This is a genomic window from Paenibacillus sp. JJ-223 (assembly GCF_927798175.1).
GTDB lineage: Bacteria > Bacillota > Bacilli > Paenibacillales > Paenibacillaceae > Paenibacillus > Paenibacillus hubeiensis.
Genome location: NZ_CAKMMP010000020.1, coordinates 109,509 through 130,305, shown reverse-complemented (window position 1 = coordinate 130,305; position 20,797 = coordinate 109,509). Strand labels below are relative to the sequence as shown.

Below are 20,797 nucleotides of genomic sequence, written 5' to 3'. Positions count from 1 at the left end.
TTACACGATAACGGAGAGGGCAGAAAGAATCTGGAGAAGCGAAGCGGTCTAAAAGCTTTCTGAAAGAAAGCTGCATCGGAAGCATAAGCTTCACCGGATTTTCCCTTTGAACAAAGGGGATCAAAAAAATCTGGGGATAACAGTGATCGGAAGATGGTTCTGACCACGTAGTGACTCCGTGTAAAAATCATCGGTTCAACTTATATAGATTAAACATTCATAATGAATCCACAATTTATCAGACTTCAGATGTGCGCAAAGAAAAGGCGCAACTGAAGTCTTTTTTTTGCAAAATGAGAGAGTAACCCTCAACGCAAACAGGAAACGAATACCACGATCTAGCCGGACAATTCTAGCAGCTTGCGTAACTTTTCGGGCCCAAAGCAGTCTATTACTAGTAGAGTATGCTAGGAATCCGATCATTTGGCTGCCTTTCGGCAGCCGGATCAGGAATGCCTAAGTTTGATATACAAGATGGGAGAGTCGTTTCAAACATGCTGGGGAAACACGGGAAACTACGGAAAGACGTGAAGGGCAGCAGAACGAAAAAATGGATGATCGTCACGCTCGCAGGCGTGATCTGGATTACTCCCGTATTGGGCGCGGGATCGCAGGTATGGTCCGGCACTTCGTGGCGGTCGGTGGCTGCCGCGGCGGCAACGAACACAAGCAAGCTTAGCGAGGAAATTCTGACATCAGGCGCAAAACTGATCAAATATCAATATACTACGACGCGTTCAGGACAAAAGGTGAATGTGCTGGCTGATGTCGTGCAGGTGGATTTGCAAAATCCATACGTGAAGCTGGATGTCATGACCGGCAAAGGCGGCAATCTGAACAGCAAACAAAGCACGGGCGGCATGGCCAAGGAAAACGAAGCGGTAGCTGCCGTGAACGGCGATTATTTCAACGTCTCGGGCGAACTCGCGCCGATTGGCGGACAGGTGTCTGATGGCGTAATCGTGTCGACGCCTTCGGAGCTTTCGGGCATGTATGCCCTCACGGTGACCAAGGACGGCAAACCGATGATCGACGAATATTCCTTTGAAGGCATTGTAACGGCGGATGATGGTTCAACGTTCCCGCTTCGTGGTATTAATAAGGAAGATTATACGGTGGAAACGGATTCCGTCAAATACAGCCATGCCAACTCCATGTATATTTATACACCGGCCTGGACTTCAACCAAACGTCCAAACGATCCTTCGACCACGCCAACCGAAGTGCTAGTGCAGAACGGGGTTATTACCCAAATTTCGGATAAGGCTGCCCTCAATATGACCGTTCCTGAAGATGGGTACATTCTGCGTGCACATGGCACGGCTGCGGCGTGGATCATGAACCATCTGGCTGTTGGCCAGAAGCTGGGAACGGATTACAAGCTGAAGACCAAAATAACGGGACAGACGGTCGACCCATCCGATTTGCAAACGATGATCGGCGGTCATACCATTCTGGTTAACGGTGGGAAGGCGGCGTCTTTTTCGCGTGATATCGCAGCTTCCGGCATTGGAGGCATTCGGGCGAGAACGGCGGTCGGTTACTCTCAGGACGGACGTTATGTTTACATCGTGGCCGCGGAGAAAAACAGCAACAGCAGCGGCATGTCGTTAACGGAGCTCCAGTCGTTCATGACCAACATCGGCGTCTGGAAAGGAATGAATCTGGACGGCGGCGGTTCAACGACGATGGTAACCCGGCCACTTGGAGAGGAAACGGCCAGCCTGACCTTTAATACGGAATATGGCACGGAGCAGCGTCAAGTCGTGAATTCCCTGGGTGTGTTCTCTACAGCGCCGGAAGGCAAGCTGAAGGGCTTTGCGATCAGTGGTGCCAAAACGCTTTTGGTCGGCCAGGAAGGGAAGTATACCTCCAAAGGATATGACACCTACTACAACCCGATTGATATGGGCAACGTTACCCTGTCCTGGAAATCCAGCAACAACGGCATCGTGAGCGTAAGCAATGGCGCGGTCAAAGGCGTGAAGCCGGGTACGGCGACATTGACGGCCACAAGCAACGGCGTTTCTTCCTCGGTTAAAGTGACGGTGCTGGGCAGCAGCGAGCTGGCTTCGCTGACGGCAGGATCGGGCATGGGCTCGCTGAAAGCCGACGCAACCGTTTCGATTCCGGTAACGGCCAAAACGAAGGACGGACAAAGCGTAACGGTTCCGGCGGATTCGCTGAAATGGGAATTCATCGGCTTCAAAGGCAAAGTGTCCGGGGACCAGCTTACGGTATCTTCCGTGGATTCCGGAGCACAGGTCGGATATGCCATCGGGCGGTATGACGGGTTCAGCACGGTAGTTGTGCTTACGGCGGCAGACAGCCAAACGATATGGGAAAATTTCGAGAACGTGAATTACCCGATCAGTTTCACGACCAATGCGGCAGGAGTGACCGGTTCTGCGACGGTAGCGGCGGGAACGGGGGACAAAGCAGGTTCCAAAGTGCTGCAATTAAGCTATGACATGACGGCTGGAACCGGCAAAATGTATGCATACGCACAGCTTAACGGTACGACGGGCAAAGAAATATCCGCTGCAGCCACATCCATGTCGATGGACGTTATGGGCGACAAGAGTCTGAACTGGATGCGTGCCGAGTTCACCGATGCAAACGGCAATACGGTATACGCGGATATCGCCAAAGCGATTGATTGGACCGGTTGGAAAACGGTAAACGTTGATCTGAACGGCCTGAATATCGCTTATCCGGCCAAACTGAAACGCGTCTATGTCGTAAACGTGGAAGAGGGGCAGGATGAACGTGCAAAAACAGGAACGGTTGCCTTCGATAACATCGCGTTTACGATGCCATCCAAATCGAGCGAGGTCGGTTTGCCGACAGGCACGGCATCCCTGGTGCTGGGGCAAAAATCAATGACGGTAAACGGCACGAAAAAAACGATTGATGCCGCACCCGTGCTGAAAAACGGCACAACCTACGTACCGATCAAACATGTGCTCGACGCTTTTGGCGGTCAGGCGGGCTGGGATAGCAAAAACCAGCGCATTACCGTGATCCGCGGCGGAAAATTGATCGACCTTGTGGTCGGGCAGAAAGAATTCGTTTTGAACGGAAAACGACAGAGTGCAGCGGTTGCGCCTTACGTAAGTGGAGGTAGGACTTTAGTCCCTCTTCGACTCGTATCCGAGCAGCTTGGATTGACCGTAAAATGGGAACAGAACACGAAGACCGTTACCATCTCATCGTGATATGGTATGATATATACCGGAAACGATAGAAATGGAGTCGAATTAACGTGGATTTACAAGCCGATGCCATAGATCGCGTCATCAAAAACGCCATACAAGTCATGGAAAACAGCAAATATCAGATGTTCGAAATTATGGACTCCACGCGCGAGGAGCTGAAGACGCTCAACGATGAGCTGAAGTCCGTGCTGAAGGAAGCGGCGGAAACGATCGAAAAGGTCGATCAATTGGAGTTGAACTACCGCCGCTCCCGCATTCGTTTGACCGAGGTCAGCCGCGACTTCGTCCGTTATTCCGAGCATGATATCAAGCAGGCCTACGAGAAGGCCACGCAGCTGCAGCTGGATTTGATGATTTACCGTGAGAAGGAAATGTATCTGAAGGCTCGTCGGGACGATCTGCAGAAGCGCGCCAAAAACGTGGAGGCTTCTGTGGAGCGTGCCGAGACGATCGGTTCTCAGATGGGGGTTGTGCTGGAGTACCTGTCTGGCGAACTAGGTCAAGTGACACGCATCATTGAGTCCGCCAAAAACCGACAAATGATCGGCTTGAAAATCATTTTGGCCCAGGAAGAAGAGCGAAAACGCATTGCCCGCGAGATTCATGACGGCCCTGCGCAGATGCTTGCCAATCTAGTGCTTAGGACGGAAATTGTAGAAAGAATGCTCACCAAGCAGGATTTTAAGATGGTCCAGGCCGAAATAGTAGACTTGAAAGGCCAGGTCCGCTCAAGTCTTGAAGAGATGAGAAAAGTGATATTCAATTTGCGTCCTATGGCACTGGATGATCTTGGTCTGATTCCCACGCTTCGGAAATACGTGCAGGATTTTGAGGAAAAAACGAAAATCCGCGCGCTTTTTGAAACAAGGGGAAAGGAACATCGCTTGTCTTCTGCAATGGAGGCAGCCATTTACCGCCTCGTGCAGGAGGGATTGTCCAATGCCGCAAAGCATGCTTATCCCACTTATGTTGTAGTGGAAATTACATACCAGGCTCAGCTCGTCAAAATTGTCGTTCAAGACAATGGGCTTGGGTTTAAACCGGAGCTTCTCGCCAAGAAGAGCAAGGAGCACAACCATTTCGGTTTGATTGGGATGAAAGAGCGGGTTGAGCTACTGGAAGGCAGAATAGAAATTGAATCCGCGGAGAATCAGGGAACCAAAATCGTGATTCATATTCCGACAAACGTGGATAAGGGAAAGGAGTAGCATGATGGAAAACCGTGATACTGGAAACGCACCGATTAAGGTTCTGCTCGCTGATGATCATCAGCTGTTCCGCGAAGGACTGAAACGCATTTTGAATATGGAGGACGACATTGAGGTCATCGGCGAATGCGGCGACGGCATCCAGGTGCTTGAGTTCTGCAATCAGGACAAACCGGATATCGTATTGATGGACATCAATATGCCGGTGGAGAACGGGGTAGAGGCGACCGAGAAATTGCGCGAGCTGTTCCCGGACGTCAAAGTCATCATTTTGTCCATTCACGATGACGAGAGTTACGTGTTCGAGACGTTGCGCAAAGGCGCGAACGGATATTTGCTGAAAGACATGGAGGCCGAATCTCTGATCAATGCGATTCGTTCCGTGCATGAAGGGCATGCGTTCATTCATCCGAAGGTCACCGGCAAGCTGATCATGCAGCTGCGCCGCATGACATATTTGAATGAGACGGGAGCCATGAGCGAAGGGGTGTCGAAGGAGGCGGGCGTGAAGTTCGTTGCAGGCGACAACAATCCGCTGACGCGTCGCGAGGCTGAGGTACTGCGCCTGATGGCTGAAGGCAAGAGCAACAAAATGATCGGGGAGTTCTTGTTCATCAGCGAAAAAACGGTGAAAAACCATGTCAGCAGCATTCTGCAAAAAATGGAAGTGGATGACCGTACACAGGCTGTTATCAACTCTATTAAGTATGGCTGGGTTACGCTGTAATGGCCGAAGGAGCAAGGGGAATTGCAGCCAACGAAATCATATACGGATTATGGATCACTCGCGCCTGTTCAAAATGTTGAACCGGTATGCGGGTTAATGGACTTTAATCCTGCAAATGAACAAAGTGCAGGGACGTGCAGAACGAATGTTCAGAGCAAGGCGATAAACCTGCAGCAAGTGTAACCCTTTCGAAAGTGCGGCATATACTGTCGTATACAGGGATGTTCGCCACGGGTGAACATGACCTTTCGAGGAGGTGCAGTTGCCATGGTTGCTCATCTGACTATGATTCTGCTCATCTACTTCCTGGCGGCAATGGCGGTTCATGTCATGCATCACCGTCATCTGTCCCATCCGCAATCCGAAGGCATCGAGCAAATCGTGCTCATTCCTTCCAATCAGGTACAACGGATCGAAGGTATTGTACGGACGCTTTGCCGGGAGCTGTTTTATCGTGGAAAGAGCTTTACGATGACAGTCATTGCTGAACGCAGGGAAGCGGAGACGGTTCGCATTATAGAGAAACTGATGTTGAGGCAGGGGATGGAGCTGTCGGTGTTGCCGGCTGTTCCGGCAGATTTGGATTTGTCCAAACAACAAGGGAGCTCAGCGTATCGCCTGATTGACCTCCGTGATCCTGCGCAGTGAATGATTGGATTACGTCGTCATGTGGGCAAAACCCACGTATGGATGCCATAAATCCACAAGCGAAGATTACAGCATGCAGCTGTAGTCTTTTTTTGTCATTGTAGTCAATTCTGCTATTAAAGTTATAATGGATTTTTTTGCAATCTATGGTTGTATATTGGTTCATAGGTGAGGAGAGCACATACGTCACTTGTTCGTACCTGGAATTCTTAATTTAAAAGTATAGACGAAGCGAACGGGGAAAAGTTTCGCGTGTTTCGAGAAACTTTTCCCAAGTTGACACATCGAGAAATGAGAACGGACGAGGTGAACACTTTCGCTTAGAAATGGACGGAGTGTGGATGGAGTCTGGGAATTCTTTGGTTATTGAGACGATTCCTGAAGGGGACTCCACGACGCATGTGCAAAAGGCTGGCCTTACATCAAGTTGATGAACGAATGGTTCTTGTGGAAAACGAATATACACGATATATTTAGAGGACAAGCTAATCAAAAATAGATTATCCAGTGGACATGAAGCACATGCTCCCGACATTTTGTCGGGCGGTATGTGCTTTTTTTTGGTTCCCGTTTGGGGAGATTCGAGTGCTACAGGGAGGAGAGAGAGTATGAAAGTTGCGCTATATGTCGTCCGTTTAGACGAAGGATGGGTCATGAAGCTGTCGCTGGATATTCGGGTCGATGCGGCCTGGTGGGTGGAAGACAGGGGCGGGAAGGCGGCGTTGCGGTGGGTTTTGCTGGATGGCGCGCTCGCGATGAGTCAAGCTTCTTGGCTGGTGAACGGATTCGAAGCGGAGCGGGGCATGGACCAGTGGGAAAGAAAGCATTGGCAGCAGTATATGCGGCGCAGACTGCTGCAGTATGAGGAGGCTTTGGGCGAACGCGAAGCCTGTAGAGGCCGCCCGGCGAGTTTCTGGGCGGCAGAGGGGGCGGACGGGATGCCGGAGTCTTATCCCGCCACCGCCTGGGCTCAGCTTGGGCAGGATGCTGCCCTGCTGGCCGAGCGGTTTCGCGGCCGCCAACTGCTGGCGGCCGAGGCAGAGGCGCTGCTGGCGGACACCGTCCCGCCGCTGGCCTCTGCCTGGCGCGCGGCTGCGCAGCTCGCGCACCTGCACGGGCGGCTGCAGCTCGCTGCCGCCCTGGAGCTTGCCACGCGCCGCCGTGCCGCGTGGCTGCCCTGCGCGCGAAGCGCGCGCCGTGCCATGCACGGCCGGTGGTGCCACCGGGGGCGGGCTCGCCCGGTGGGGGCTTAGCGCAGCGCAGAGCGAGGCGGCTGCCGCGGCGCTGGCGTTTTTGGGCCGGCCGCCCGCAGGAGGCCGGCCGGGGCGGTTCTTGCTCTGGGCCGTGACCGGGGCCGGCAAGACCGAAATGATTTTCCCGCTCCTGCAGCATGTCGTGGAGCGAGGAGGGAGAGCGCTCGTGGCAACACCGCGTAGGGACGTCGTGCTCGAACTGGCGCCACGGATCGCCAAAGCGTTCCCACACGCTTCGCTCGCCACGCTGTATGGCGGCAGCGCCGAGCGTTGGAAAGACGCACAGCTGACCCTTGCCACCACTCACCAGCTCATGCGGTTTTACCAGGCGTTTGACCTGGTTGTGATTGATGAGCTCGATGCGTTTCCATATCACGGAGATCCTATGCTCGCACATGCCGCGGCGGCGTCCTGCAAACCAGGAGGACACTTTGTCTACTTATCGGCTACGCCGCCTGCCGGCATGCAAAGAGAGGTGGCTTGGGGCAAACTGGAGCACGCCCGAGTACCGGTACGTTTTCATCGCCATCCGCTGCCGGTGCCATTACTGCTGAAGTTACCCGCCGTGGCGGAGTGCATTCGCAAACGCGATCTTCCGGCTTCCCTGCAAAACCAAATCCGGATCTCCCTTAAACGCGGCGCGCAAGTTTTCGTTTTCGTGACGCGCATTGTGCAGATCGAACCGTTTGTGTCTCTGCTTCGCCGCCGCTTTCCGCATGTGCGGGTCGAGGGCACCTCTTCCCAGGACGCCGAACGGGGCGGCAAAGTCGTCGCCTTTCGGGAACGCGACATCCGGCTGCTCGTCACAACGACCATTTTGGAGCGCGGCGTGACCATTCCGCGGAGCGACGTATTCATTTTGGATGCAGACAATGGCCTGTTCGATGAGGCGTCATTGGTACAAATGGCCGGCCGGGCAGGGCGCTCGCTGGACGATCCGGCAGGCAAGGTCGTGTTTGCTTCTCCCAAACGGACGCGCTCCCAGGTCAAAGCCGTGGCTCAAATCCGCAAAATGAACGCGATCGCCCGCCGCAAAGGGTATTTGAACACGCCGGAATCCCAATAAATCGTAAACGGAGGTACTCAGCCATCATGTTCAATGGGTTCGAAGGAGTATCCGGCCAACTGCGCAAGCTCGTTCGCCTGCTGCATCAATTGCTCGCTCCACCGGGAGAGACCTGTCTGACGTGCGGCACCAGAGCGAGGTTGTCGGCGGATTATCCCGGCATCTGCTTCCGCTGCGCACAGCAAATACCGTGGATTCGTTCGATCCGCTGTTTGCGCTGCGGCCGGGGCATCGGCTGCCCCGATTGCCTTCGCCCGCATATGCGGGAGCGCTCGTTTGTCTGCAACCGCAGTGCCGTGCAATACAATGCCTTGATGAAGGAATGGATCGGCATGTACAAATTCCGGGGGCATGGGCGGTACGGCCCGCTTCTGACGGCCATGGTGGTACAAGCTTTCCGGGCGATGAGCGAGGAGATGAATGCGGCTGTGGCAAAAGAGATCCCCGCTTTGGCGGCACAACCTGCCGCTTCTGCACGGTTGCGGGTGGATGACGCTCCCCATCCACCTGTCCCGCCCGCGTCCATGGCCGCGGGCGTCCACCTCTCGGCAGCGACCCGAAGACCCGGGTCGCTGCTGCGCAAACCGTTGCCGCCATGGCGGCCGGATGCCGTGACCTATGTTCCGGTCAGCGGGGAACGCCTCGCCGAGCGCGGCTTCAACCAGGCGGAGCGGCTGGCGGCAGGCCTTGCCGCCGCGCACCGCATGCCGCTCGTTGACCTGCTCAGCCGCCCGGTCAACACCGCCAAACAGAGCTTCAAGTCTCGCGCGGAGCGGATCGAGACGATGCAGCATGCCTTTGCCCTGCAGCCGGATGCGATGCAGCTGTTGGCCGATTTAGGGCGCCGCCAGCGTTCTGAAGATCCCATACCTTCACAAACGCCGCTCCGCTTGCTGCTGGTGGACGATATCTATACAACAGGAAGCACGCTTGATGCTTGCAGCGAAGTCATCCTGAAGGCTGCGCGGGAAGCCGGCATTTTGACAGAGGTGTATACACTCACGTTGGCAAGATCGTAATATAAAACTCAAGTGAATGGTCTACCATTTTAATGATTAAAATGTTAACTTAGTAATCCAACAAGAGAAACAGCTTGCGCATGTATGCATTCTGTTTCTCTCTTTTTTGTAAAATGTCCTATGGCTTCACGACAAAAAATAAGGTAATGTAATAGATACATCGATATACGGAAAGAGGAAGCTTGAGAGGGGCGATAGAGGAATGAATTTGGGTAATTGTCCTCGCTGCGGCAGATTGTACGCCTTGAATTTCAGGGACGTATGTTCCAACTGCATCAAGGAGATCGAATTGGAGTACCAAACATGCGCCGAGTATTTGCGGGAAAACAAAGGCGCTAACATACAGGAATTGTCCGACGCTACGGATGTTTCCATCAAACAGATTACAAAGTTCATTCGTGAGGGGAGAATCTCCATCGAAAATGCCCCTAATCTGATGTATCCTTGTGAAGTATGCGGAAACCTTATTAGGGAAGGGCATATGTGTGACTCTTGCCGTGCGCGTTTGACCAAGGACTTGGCCGGAGCCGCACGGGAAGTAGGTCAGAAGGAGAACGACGACCTAGGCGGGCGAACCTACAGAACCGTCGACAAACTACGGGATTCGTAGGAATGAGGGCTTAAATACCGTTTTTACTATAACAATTGCTTTATTTCGTACCGATAAACTTATTAAAGATTATCGGTTTTTTTAATTATCCCAATCGAGTTTAAGAACATACAGATGCAAGATAATGAAAAAATCCTGTGGTGGAAGGAAGTGTAGTTCGGAATGAAAATCAATGAACCGAGTCGAATTGGTGCAATCAATTCATATCAGAGGAACGTTGAATCCAATCAGCAGCAGGCTGACGCCAAAAAAAGCCGCCGTAAGGATGAAGTATCCATTTCTCCGGAGGCGATGAAAATGCTTGAGGAACAAGGCCGTACACAGGATCCGGCGCGTGCGCAGCGGATTCAGGAGCTTAAGGAACAAATAAGCTCGGGGACGTATCAGGTAGACAGCAACAGGCTTGCCGATAAGCTGCTGCCTTACTTCAAGAACTTCCCTAATAATTAGGAGGAACTATGCTGATCGAACCGATCATAGGTGTTTTGCGGCAACTGGAGGCTTCACATGTGGAAATGTTGGAATTGGGAGAGATGAAGCAGCAGGCCATTATTTCCAATAAAGTGGATGTGTTGATTCAATTGACTCATCATGAATCGAAACTGGTTAAGCGAATTGAGCAAATCGAGGCCGAGAGGCTTGAGCAGGTCCATCGCTTTTTGGAAGGACGGGGAATTAAGTCCAGACTAAACCTGACGATCAGCGAGTTGTCCAGGCTTGTCTTTGACCCGGAGGAAAAAAGACTGCTACACCAGGTCCAATCTTCTTTAACGGATGTTCTACAGAAAGTAAAACATCTAAACGAGGCAAATCAGCAGCTTATTCAGCAATCGCTCTCATATCTTGATTTTGTTATCGAGACAATGTCGTTTCATTCTGAATCTGATGCCACATATCAGAACCCTTCGGAGAAAAGCTATGGTATGACACGCTCCGGAATGTTTGATACAAGGGCTTAAAATGGAGGATTAACAGATGGTTTCAACATTCCATTCAATTGAAACTGCCAAACGCGGTATCATTACGCAGACGGCTGCCCTGAATACGACAGGGCACAATATTTCCAATGCCAATACACCGGGATACTCGCGCCAGGTTGTAAACATGACGGCAGCGGATCCCATCGATCCCATTCAATTTTTACGTACGTCGGCTCCGGGGCAGCTCGGAACAGGTGTAGAATTTAATTCCATCAGACGTGTCAGAGAGGGTTTCCTAGATGCACAGTATCGGAACGAGAACACGGCACTTGGCGGTTGGACGGTGCGAAACAGCACGCTGGAGAAGCTGGAGACCATCATGAATGAGCCGTCTGAAACGGGGATTCGTACGGTCCTCAATAACTTCTGGAGCGCATGGTCCGATCTTAGCCAAGATCCTCAGGACGTAACGAACCGGAAGATCGTCAAGGAAACGACTCTTGCGCTGACTGACGGCCTTAATCAGATCAGTTTACAGTTGGATGCATTGACGAACGACCTTACCAATAATGTTGAACTTAAAACGACTGAGATTAACTCGTATCTGCAAAGCATAGCGGATCTGAACAACAACATTATGAGGGTAGAGCAACTTGGGGATAATGCCAATGATTTGCGCGACCAGCGGGACTATGCCGTGGATCAGCTGTCCAAAATCGTCGGTGTTAACGTCGCCGAATTGGATAGTGGTTACCAGGTTACCGTAGCTGGCCAAGTTGCGGTAACGGGGAATACAGTTGTACCTGTCACATCCGCGATTCTCGAAAACTCCTATCAGGCAGGGACGCTTGGTGGCGGTGAAGTGTACGGCATGATTTATGCCCGTGACGTACATGTGGCCGATTATCGCAACCAGATGAACAAATTGGCTAACACGCTCGCCACAGGAGATATTGAAATTACGATTCCTGCAGGCAGCGTACTTCCAAATGGAACGGTGTTCAACAATATTACGTATTCGGATGCAAACAACAACCGAACGTTAGCATCGGACCTGACAGTGACGGTTCAAGGGATTAACGGCTTGCACCACCTTGGTTACACGCTGAGCGGGTCGACGCCTACGGCTGGTGGTGATTTTTTTGCGACCAAGGACGGTTCCGGAACGATCACTGCCGGTAACATTACATTGAATACCGACATCCAGAACGATCCCAACAAGATCGCAACTTCCATGCGAACGACCGGAACAGGTGCCAATGAAAGCGTAGTTCTGGGCAATAACGGCCTGGCTTTAATTTTGTCGCAGCTGAAGGATGCCAAGTTTGATTTTGGCGGGTCCAGACCAACAACCTCAGATGATTATTTCGGAGCGATCGTCGGACAATTGGGGGTCCAAAAACAGGAATCCGAGCGTCAGGCACAGAACGCGCAGCTGTTGACGGAGCAGGTTGATTTGAATCGCCAGTCGGTGAGCGGGGTTTCACTTGATGAGGAGATGAGCAATCTCATTAAATTCCAGCATGCCTATAGTGCTTCCGCCCGATTCATGACAACCTATGACGAGCTGCTGAACAAACTCATTAACAGTACCGGTGTAGTCGGTCGTTAATGTCTAGAAAGGGGTAAAAGGTAAATGGCTATTCGTGTAACTTCCGGCATGATGAGTACTCAAATGCTCAGCAACCTGAATCGGAATCTTTACCGCATGGACAACATGTCCAATCAGATCGCCACGGGTCGAAAAATCAATAAACCTTCCGATGATCCGGTGGGCGTAACCTATGCACTTCGTTATAGAGCCGAATTGGCTGCCAATGAACAGTATCAGTCCAATACCGATGCGGCCGTAAGCTGGCTGGACGCGACGGATTCCAACATGCAGCAGGCATTGGACGTCATGAAAAGATTGAAAGAGTTGGCTGTTCAGGGGTCTAATGGGACGTTGTCCGATTCGGATCTGCAGGCTGTTAATCTCGAAGTTGATGAACTAAAGCAGCATCTGGTTGATATCGGCAATACCCAGATCAGGGGGAAATACATTTTTAATGGGCAGATGTACGACCAGGCTCCTTATCAGCTTTCCCCCACTGTAACCGATTATGCCGACGTAGAAACGGATACTAAAGGCGTTATTTATTCCATTAGTCAGCAGGTAACCTTCCAGATCAACACTTCCGGTTCTGAATTTTTTGGCAGCAAAACGGACGGTGACAATGTTTTCAGAATTCTCGATAATCTTTCATCTGCTTTGAATAGCGGAAGCAAAACCGCAGTACAGCAAGAACTGAAAAATATCGAATCGAGATCTTCTAAAATGCAGGCAAGTTTGTCCGAAGTAGGGGCACGGTCCAATCGCGTTGAGTTGGTTCAAAATCGCTTGACGGATCAAAATTTGAATTTTACTACGCTGCAGTCGAAAACAGAGGATGCGGATGTAGCAAGTTTGATGATTCAGGCTACCTCAGCGCAGACGATATACCAGGCTTCGCTAAAATCTTCTGCCCAAATCATGCAGCCTTCTTTGATGGACTTTATGCGTTAATTTTCTGTTCAATAGTTGCACAAACAATTAAGCTATGGCCAATGGAACGGTCCATAGCTTTTTTATTCAGATTAAAAAATGAATCCTGAGGTGAGACTTGTGAGTGAAACGACAATGAAAGAGATTTATACCTTTTCAAAAGGTCTGCCTGGCTTTGAAGAACTAAAAGCCTTTGAAATACAGCAGCATGACGAAGTATTTAGCCTGTTGACCGCGGTTGACGATCCGGCGATCTCGTTTATTACAATTAATCCCTTCGACTTTAAAGTGGATTATGAGTTTGAACTTTCTCCCGAGAACGTGGATGAGCTTTCGATAACCGATCCTGGCCAGGTCATGGTTCGCAGCATCATTACGATTCACAGCGAAATGTCCAAATCTTCGGCTAACTTATTGGCTCCTGTGGTATTCAATCGGGAGAAAAAGCTTGGCAAGCAGATTGTTCTTCAAAATACGGATTACAGGACAAAGCATTATCTGTGGAAAAGAGAGGAAGAAGGAGGAGATGTTTAATGCTGGTCTTATCAAGGAAAAAAGGCGAATCGATTGTAATTGCCGATAATATCATTCTTAACGTGATTTCGGTAGATGGCGAAAATGTAAAAATAGGAATAACCGCGCCCCGTGACATCGAAATCTATCGTAAAGAAATTCTTGATGCCATTCAGCAAAGCAATCAGGACGCTGCCATGGATTTGTCTAAACTGAAGGATGAGGTCAAAAAGCTGAATCGCGGGAATAGCGGTTCTTAATAAACCGTTTCTATTTGAAAAAAATATGTATAAAATTGTTGCCAAGCTATAAACAAGTTACGGCATGATGTCGATATATATAGTAGAGCGAGAAATCTTCGGGGCGGCCGACCTGTGAAGACGCTTATACCACATGGATGTGGGAATATTACCATTTCAGGGAGGAAAATCAAATGATTATCAACCACAATCTTCAAGCAGTGAATACACACCGCAACATGGGTCTGAACAGTGCAAACGCAAGCAAAAACATGGAGAAATTGTCTTCCGGTCTGCGTATCAACCGCGCGGCTGACGACGCTGCAGGTCTTTCGATTTCCGAAAAAATGCGCGGTCAAATCCGTGGTTTGGAGCAAGCTCAACGTAACGTTCAAGACGGGATCTCTTTTGCACAAACTGCAGAGGGCGCAATGAACGAAGTCAGCTCCATGCTGGGACGTATGAAAGAACTGAACGTACAGAAAGAAAACGGAACATACGGCTCCGGAGATAAATCCAACATCAACGCCGAGTTGAGACAGCTTGGTAAACAAATCGATTCCATCATGTCCAACACAAACTTCAACGGCATCAAAATCAAAGGTGCTGCAGGTTCAAACGTATCCATCCAAGCGGATGATGCTAAATTCAAAATTAACATTGCCAAAGTTGTAACAACTGGCTTCTCGAACCTGAGTGCAGGAACAGCTTTGTCCGATATTAGTGCAGCGATTGAAAAAGTAGCTACACAACGTGCGAACCTGGGTGCGGTGCAAAACCGCCTCGAATACACTTCCAACAACTTGGGAACAACAGTTGAGAACTTGACTGCTTCCGAGTCCCGTATTCGTGATACTGACATGGCGAAAGAAATGGTTGCCCTGTCCAAAAACAACATCTTGCTGCAAGCTTCCCAATCCATGCTTGCTCAAGCAAACTCTGCGCCACAAGGCGTTCTGTCCTTGCTGCGTTAATTTCGAAAACATGTTTGGAAAGGCCTCGCTACAAGCGAGGTCTTTTTTTTAATTAAATTTCTTGAAATTCATAAAGAATAGCGAAATTTTACCGATATATAAGTTAACGATGGGAAGAAGCTGGATATTTTATTTTAAACCAAATGGAGGAAAAGTATGGACTCGAGTATTTCGAACGGAATTAGCGGGAACTTGCCTGTACCAATGAGGCCCTATCCAAAAAGCGATTCGTCCTCCAATCCGAATGATGTCGATTCAACTTTGCAGCCCCCACCCGTAACCACCATACCCAAGCTGCATCAAACCCAGGAACAATCTATTCGGGAATTGCAGAGAGCCATCGAGGCCATTCAGGGACCCCAGAGAACATTGGAAATATCTGTTCATGATAAAACTCATGCCATTACAATCAAAGTTTTGAATAAAGAAACCGGGGACCTGATTCGTGAAATCCCGCCTGAAAAAATTTTGGACGTGGTTGCGAAGATGATGGAGATCACGGGAATCATCGTAGACAAAAAAATATAATGAGGAGGAGAAGCGAATGGTTACCAGAATTTCGGGTTTTTCTTCAGGTTTGGATATTGATGCAATGGTCAAGAAGTTGATGACTGCAGAAAGCGTACCTCTCAACAAACTGAATCAACAGAAACAGCTTATGGAATGGAAGAGGGAAAGTTACAGAGAAGTGAGCACGAAGATGGTCACGTTTCTTCAAGACAAAATAACAAAACTAAGTTCAAGCACCGTGATGAATGCCCAGAAAGCAACTGTTACCGGAAATACTACGGCGGTGACTGCTGTAGCCTCATCGTCAGCGAGCGGTGTGTTTGAAGTGAAAGTAAATCGCTTGGCGACGGCCTCAAGCGAGGTTTCAGGAAACTGGACGGCAGAAAAAAAATCGGCTAAAACGCTTGGAGAGCTTAACATTGCTACAGGAACGTACCAAATTGGTAATGCCCAAATTGATCTGAATGCCGGAGATACGATCGATGCTTTTGTAGCTAAAGTAAATAACAATAAAACTGCAGGAGTAACCGCTATTTATGATCCCAATAATGGTTTGTCCCTGACAAGCAAAACTACGGGATCAACCGCTTTGCAAATCGATCCCGGGATCACCAGTGCGTTTGGTCTAGTATCAAAACCGGGGCAAGACGCCGAAGCTGTCATCAATGGGCTTACGGTTACTAAATCATCCAACACCTTTGATATCAATGGAGTTGCATTAACGCTCAATGAAACAACTCCAACAAACGGCACAGCCTCCCGGATTGTGGTCTCCAAGGATACAGATAAAGTCGTAGAGGCGGTTCAAGGCTTCGTAGATGCCTACAATGATGTTTTGTCTTCCTTGAATAGTAAAGTTAGTGAAGAACGCTATAAAAAATATGCGCCATTGTCTACAGAAGAACGAGCTGCAATGAGTGATGAGGAAGCCAAGCTCTGGACCGATAAAGCCAAAAGCGGCATGCTCAAAAACGACAGCATATTGCAGAGAACCATATCGGATATGAGAACAGCGATGCTGCAGGGCGTGGATATCGGGAGAACGGTTGAGGTCACTAATGCCGATGGTACCAAATCAACTGTCAAAAAACCTTTGATGCTGACTGAACTCGGGATTACAACGGGGACGTATCAGACCAATGGTAAATTGCAGCTGGATACAGACAAGCTTAAAGAAGCTCTGGAGAAAGATCCGGATATTGTAACCAATTTCTTCTCAACCAATTATAGTTCATCCTTTACGGATAATGACTATAAACAATCGGACGGTTTGCTTGCAAAAATGCGTAAAATCACCAATGTATCTTTGCAGCAGATGGCCGAGACTGCTGGTACTTCCCAAGTAAGCAAAGATCTGACCTCAACATTTATGGCCAATAGCACCATGGGGGAAGAGCTTACAGCTTTGAACCGTCGCATCGGCGAGCTGACCAGTAAACTGAACAGAATCGAAACCAACTATTATAAAAAATTCACCGCTATGGAGACAGCTATAAACAGGTATAATTCAACATCATCGGCACTGGCTGGTTTCTAGGATTTAGAAGGAGGAACGAAGACATTGATCAACTCACCCTATCAGAAATATCAGCAAGCCCAAGCCCAGACCGCGTCAAAATCCAAATTGCTGATTATGTTGTACGATGGGGCGATTCGATTCGTCCGGGCTGGAATAGAAGGCATTAGTGAACGTAACCACGAGAAAGCGAACAATAATCTCTGTAAGGCTCAGGCCATCGTAAACGAGCTAATTTCTTCCCTTAATTTTGATTACAGCATATCCAAAGATCTATTAGCAATATATGAGTATATGCTGCACCTTTTGATTCAATCCAATGTTCGCAAGGATGCAACAAAAGCCAATGAAGTATTGGAACACTTGTTGGAACTGCGTGAAGCTTGGATGGAAGCGAGTAAAATCTCCGGAATTTCTGGTGGAGCTTGATGAGTACGGGCAAGGTTGATATTTTACTCGGGAAGCTGCAAGAGATTACCGAAGAGGCGGTTCAACATCTGGACCAATGGGATCATGATGAATTTACACGGATGACCGAAACAAGGGAAGAAATCATGAAGGAGCTTCAATTGCTTCGATCCGAAATTAATGATCAGCATCGTGAAATTATTCAAGACATCCTAGGTTTTGATAGCAGCATCCTTCGTCGGATGCATCAGCTGAAAGATGAAGCAGGGGAATGGACGCAGAAACAGGGAGTAATTCGTGTACAGCAAAATGCATATCATCAAACGTATATGATAGATGGTCTGTTTATTGACCAGCGAAAATGACTTCACGACAAAACTTGGACCCATACGAAAAGCGCTTTGAGAAAAGCATTCTTCGTATGGGTCATTTGTGTTTTTTGGTAACGATCAGGGCAAGAGAAAACAAGGGAAGTTAGAACCTGGCGAAGTTAACGGAATAGAGTTGAAAGTTGCGTTTTCATTATCTTTACATTGGGGGAGAGCGCGTCTCTCCTTCATTTCAGTATTTTTGGGGAAATGTTCATTTCCATTCAGCGTATACCGATAAATGAAATATAAAGCCCAGAATGGTGGTATGTTGATTTGTCGAATTTAATGTTAAATTTAAATGTACTGAAAGAACGTTTTTCTCATGTTGCACATAAATTCGCTTCGTTCGAAACTTACCCTGAGGAAGACAGCTTCACTTACATTGAACGCGTTGAACAGGATCATGAATGGCTTCAGGCTGTTCGCGAATCGGTTGCAAGCACGGAATGCATCTTCATATATGGGTTTGCCCAAGGCTTGGCCATAGCCGATTTGTTGGAGATGTACCCTGACCGGCTGTTGTATGTGTACGAGCCTGATATTCATCAATTTTATAAGACTTTAGTAAATTATGACCTTAGGGATTTGCTCAACCATCGGAATCTGTATTATATAGGGATTGGGGAAGATCAATTAAATGCAGTTTTCTATATGGCCGCTATCCATATGCAGCAGACTCTTGCCTTTGTGGCCCTTCGCTATTATTTGGAGCGGGAGATGGATGTTTTGAGAGGGATCAAGAGCAAGTTTGAGGAGTTTCAAGTGACGTATGACTCGAACCTGAAAACCCACCAATTTTTTAAGGAAGATTGGGTTCGTAACGCACTCTACCAAATGGCCGATATGCTGTCATCCACTCCGATCGAAAGCTTAAAGAATGTTTTTCCAAATAGTACGGCTGTGGTTGTAGCTTCAGGCCCTTCTTTGAAGGCGGATATAGAATGGATTAATCGATTATACCCTCATGCACTTATACTAAGTGCCGGCTCAAGCATTCAAGCTCTTGTTAAACATGGTATACGGCCGCACATTGCTGTTACGTTGGATGGTGGTCCGATCAATGGAAAAGTGTTCTCGGATCCGAGAACACTGGAGGCACCTCTATTATATGCGTCTACGTCTTATTATGAAATTACGGATCGAAAAACGGATCATAAAATACATGCTGTAATGAGCAATGATGAGGTATCCCAATATTTTATGGGGATAGATAAAGCTCACACAGCACTGTCGCCGACTCCGACGGTTACGGGAACAGCGATTCAGGCTGCCGTGTGGATGGGAGCGAGAAGAATCATCATGATGGGCCAAGACCTGTCTTTCCCGGGAGGGCAGTTTTATGCCGATGGGGTTGAACATATCGATGATGAAAAAATAGCCTCCTTGATAGAAAAAGCGCCTCATAAGGTTCCGAACGTTCAAGGTTCCTATAATCAAGCAAGCGATAGCTTTATTTTTATGAAAGATTCACTTGAAAAATTGTTTGAAGCTTTACCTGGGATCGAAATCATTAATTCCACGAGATATGGGGTCTCTCTGGAGGGGACCGTTTGGAAGCCGATTGAAGAGGTGTATGAACTGATTCGAAATCATGAGTTTGCTGCGGATAAAGTTGCTGGGTTATTCAACGGCAGAAGCTGGGTTGATGAGGATTCGATCAATCTTGTAAGAGAAAAAATCAATACAACAATGAATGATCTGGTTATCATGAAAGATGAAATGTCGGCACTTGGGAAGAAAATGAGTGCAATTCGGGAATTGAGCAGGAATAAACCTGCCAAGTGTCAACAACTCATCGCAGAAATTGAAAAAGCCTGGGCTAACATTGCTTACAGAGAATGGTTCTCAGCCATTTATGAGATTGTTTTACCACTTGAGATTGCGCATTTTGACCAGCATCAGCCATTGATAGCGATTGAGCAGAATTTGATTCGAAAAGCAGACCTTATTCATAAACATTTAGGAACCTTGATTAAGCAAATCGAAAGTAAAATTCCAATGCTGAAAAGTGTTTTCGAAGAGTCTATCCGAAGAATTGATGCCATTAATATGTAGAGGGCGGTTATGAGTGATGTATAACGAATACTATGGTAAAAAAATTCTCATTATTGGCGGAAGCGGGACGATCGGAAATCACCTTGTAAGAAGGTTATTATTGGAAGAGCCCCAAGTGATCCGGATCTTCAGCAGGGATGAACATAAGCAATATGAAATGAACATTGAGTTTCAAAAAGATGCAAATCGGCTTAGATACCTGATCGGTGACGTAAGAGACCTGCAGCGTTTGACAAGAGCCATGGAGGGGATTGACTATGTATTTCATCTCGCTGCGATGAAGCATGTCCCTTCGTGTGAATATAATCCCTTCGAAGCCGTTCAGACCAATGTAATAGGCACGCAAAATGTGATACAGGCGGCTTTAGAGAATGATGTTACCAAAGTGCTGTTCACAAGTACGGATAAGGCGATTTCACCAACCAATACGTATGGGGCTACCAAGCTTACAGCCGAAAGATTGATTTCGGCTGCCGAATTTCAAAAAGGCTCAAAGGGAACCATTTTTTCATCTGTAAGGTTTGGAAACGTCATGGGATCAAGAGGCTCTGTTATTCCTCTATTCAAAAAGCAAATCTTGGAGAACAGAAGAATAACCGTAACGGACTCTAATATGCTTCGATACATGATGACGCCATCTCAAGCGATAGAGCTCATACTTCAGGCGAATAATAGAGCGCAGGGCGGGGAGGTATTCGTTCTGAAAATGCCGGTCATCCGTATAGGCGACTTGGCAGAAGTCATGATTGATTTGGTAACGAAACGTTATCGAATCGATTCAGAAGTTGAAATACGGAATATTGGGCTTCGACCTGGCGAAAAGAGATATGAAGAGTTAATGACGTTTGAAGAGAAATTGATCGCAGAAGAAGACCTGAATATGTTTATAATACCTTCAGTTCATAATGTAAATCCATCATTAAGCTCTGGAGGGCTTTCTGATAGTCCGTCTTTAAACCCAATTCATAAATCGGTAATTAGAGATTGGTTGATTCAAGAGAATTTAATCTGATAAGGG

General features: G+C 48.4%; 21 protein-coding genes. All 21 read left to right on the top strand.

Features of this window, described 5'->3' with window-relative positions; translation table 11 throughout:
• Positions 1-494 precede the first annotated feature (494 nt).
• The 21 genes from L6H98_RS27775 (at position 495) to L6H98_RS27680 (ending at position 20,791) form a co-directional block, all read left to right on the top strand.
• A complete protein-coding gene (locus L6H98_RS27775; RefSeq protein WP_236420942.1) occupies positions 495-3,218 on the top strand; it encodes a stalk domain-containing protein in 2,724 nt (907 codons plus the stop codon).
• Between the two features lie 47 nt (positions 3,219-3,265).
• Complete coding sequence (locus L6H98_RS27770; protein WP_236420941.1) at positions 3,266-4,426, top strand: sensor histidine kinase; 1,161 nt, start codon at positions 3,266-3,268, stop codon at positions 4,424-4,426.
• A gap of 4 nt (positions 4,427-4,430) precedes the next feature.
• Positions 4,431-5,153, top strand: coding sequence for a response regulator transcription factor (locus L6H98_RS27765; RefSeq protein WP_236420949.1), 723 nt, complete (start codon positions 4,431-4,433; stop codon positions 5,151-5,153).
• Between the two features lie 267 nt (positions 5,154-5,420).
• A complete protein-coding gene (locus tag L6H98_RS27760; RefSeq protein WP_236420940.1) occupies positions 5,421-5,801 on the top strand; it encodes a hypothetical protein in 381 nt (126 codons plus the stop codon).
• Positions 5,802-6,409: 608 nt separating this feature from the next.
• Entirely contained in the window at positions 6,410-7,054 is a 645-nt protein-coding gene (locus L6H98_RS31455; RefSeq protein WP_356724613.1) for a hypothetical protein, read from the top strand.
• Positions 6,948-8,120 carry a helicase-related protein gene (locus L6H98_RS27755; RefSeq protein WP_356724610.1) on the top strand — a complete coding sequence of 391 codons (1,173 nt, stop codon included), beginning with the start codon at positions 6,948-6,950 and terminating at the stop codon, positions 8,118-8,120. The genes L6H98_RS31455 and L6H98_RS27755 overlap by 107 nt, the downstream gene beginning before the upstream one ends.
• A gap of 26 nt (positions 8,121-8,146) precedes the next feature.
• Positions 8,147-9,139, top strand: coding sequence for a ComF family protein (locus L6H98_RS27750; protein WP_236420939.1), 993 nt, complete (start codon positions 8,147-8,149; stop codon positions 9,137-9,139).
• Positions 9,140-9,341: 202 nt separating this feature from the next.
• The gene (locus L6H98_RS27745) at positions 9,342-9,749 is read left to right on the top strand and encodes a TIGR03826 family flagellar region protein (protein ID WP_236420938.1); all 408 of its coding nucleotides are present in this window, start codon (positions 9,342-9,344) and stop codon (positions 9,747-9,749) included.
• 162 nt (positions 9,750-9,911) lie between these two features.
• Positions 9,912-10,199: a flagellar biosynthesis anti-sigma factor FlgM gene (flgM, locus tag L6H98_RS27740; protein WP_236420937.1), complete on the top strand. Its 288-nt coding sequence runs from the start codon at positions 9,912-9,914 to the stop codon at positions 10,197-10,199.
• 8 nt (positions 10,200-10,207) lie between these two features.
• Positions 10,208-10,708 carry a flagellar protein FlgN gene (locus L6H98_RS27735; protein WP_236420936.1) on the top strand — a complete coding sequence of 167 codons (501 nt, stop codon included), beginning with the start codon at positions 10,208-10,210 and terminating at the stop codon, positions 10,706-10,708.
• Positions 10,709-10,724: 16 nt separating this feature from the next.
• Positions 10,725-12,281, top strand: coding sequence for a flagellar hook-associated protein FlgK (flgK, locus tag L6H98_RS27730; protein ID WP_236420935.1), 1,557 nt, complete (start codon positions 10,725-10,727; stop codon positions 12,279-12,281).
• 24 nt (positions 12,282-12,305) lie between these two features.
• Entirely contained in the window at positions 12,306-13,214 is a 909-nt protein-coding gene (gene flgL, locus L6H98_RS27725; protein ID WP_236420934.1) for a flagellar hook-associated protein FlgL, read from the top strand.
• 114 nt (positions 13,215-13,328) lie between these two features.
• Positions 13,329-13,727 (top strand): flagellar assembly protein FliW, encoded by a 399-nt coding sequence (locus L6H98_RS27720; protein WP_236420933.1) that lies wholly within the window; start codon positions 13,329-13,331, stop codon positions 13,725-13,727.
• Positions 13,727-13,966: a carbon storage regulator CsrA gene (csrA, locus tag L6H98_RS27715; RefSeq protein WP_236420932.1), complete on the top strand. Its 240-nt coding sequence runs from the start codon at positions 13,727-13,729 to the stop codon at positions 13,964-13,966. Before L6H98_RS27720 ends, csrA begins: the two co-directional genes overlap by 1 nt.
• Positions 13,967-14,139: 173 nt before the next feature.
• A complete protein-coding gene (locus tag L6H98_RS27710) occupies positions 14,140-14,919 on the top strand; it encodes a flagellin (RefSeq protein ID WP_236420931.1) in 780 nt (259 codons plus the stop codon).
• Between the two features lie 156 nt (positions 14,920-15,075).
• Positions 15,076-15,447: a flagellar protein FlaG gene (locus tag L6H98_RS27705; RefSeq protein WP_236420930.1), complete on the top strand. Its 372-nt coding sequence runs from the start codon at positions 15,076-15,078 to the stop codon at positions 15,445-15,447.
• A 16-nt stretch (positions 15,448-15,463) separates the two neighbouring features.
• The gene (gene fliD, locus L6H98_RS27700; RefSeq protein ID WP_236420929.1) at positions 15,464-16,966 is read left to right on the top strand and encodes a flagellar filament capping protein FliD; all 1,503 of its coding nucleotides are present in this window, start codon (positions 15,464-15,466) and stop codon (positions 16,964-16,966) included.
• Positions 16,967-16,990: 24 nt separating this feature from the next.
• A complete protein-coding gene (gene fliS, locus L6H98_RS27695) occupies positions 16,991-17,374 on the top strand; it encodes a flagellar export chaperone FliS (RefSeq protein WP_236420928.1) in 384 nt (127 codons plus the stop codon).
• Positions 17,374-17,718: a hypothetical protein gene (locus tag L6H98_RS27690; RefSeq protein ID WP_236420927.1), complete on the top strand. Its 345-nt coding sequence runs from the start codon at positions 17,374-17,376 to the stop codon at positions 17,716-17,718. Before fliS ends, L6H98_RS27690 begins: the two co-directional genes overlap by 1 nt.
• A gap of 279 nt (positions 17,719-17,997) precedes the next feature.
• Positions 17,998-19,779, top strand: a complete 1,782-nt coding sequence (locus tag L6H98_RS27685; protein ID WP_236420926.1) for a 6-hydroxymethylpterin diphosphokinase MptE-like protein — start codon at positions 17,998-18,000, stop codon at positions 19,777-19,779.
• 16 nt (positions 19,780-19,795) lie between these two features.
• Positions 19,796-20,791 carry an SDR family NAD(P)-dependent oxidoreductase gene (locus tag L6H98_RS27680; RefSeq protein ID WP_236420925.1) on the top strand — a complete coding sequence of 332 codons (996 nt, stop codon included), beginning with the start codon at positions 19,796-19,798 and terminating at the stop codon, positions 20,789-20,791.
• Positions 20,792-20,797 lie beyond the last annotated feature (6 nt).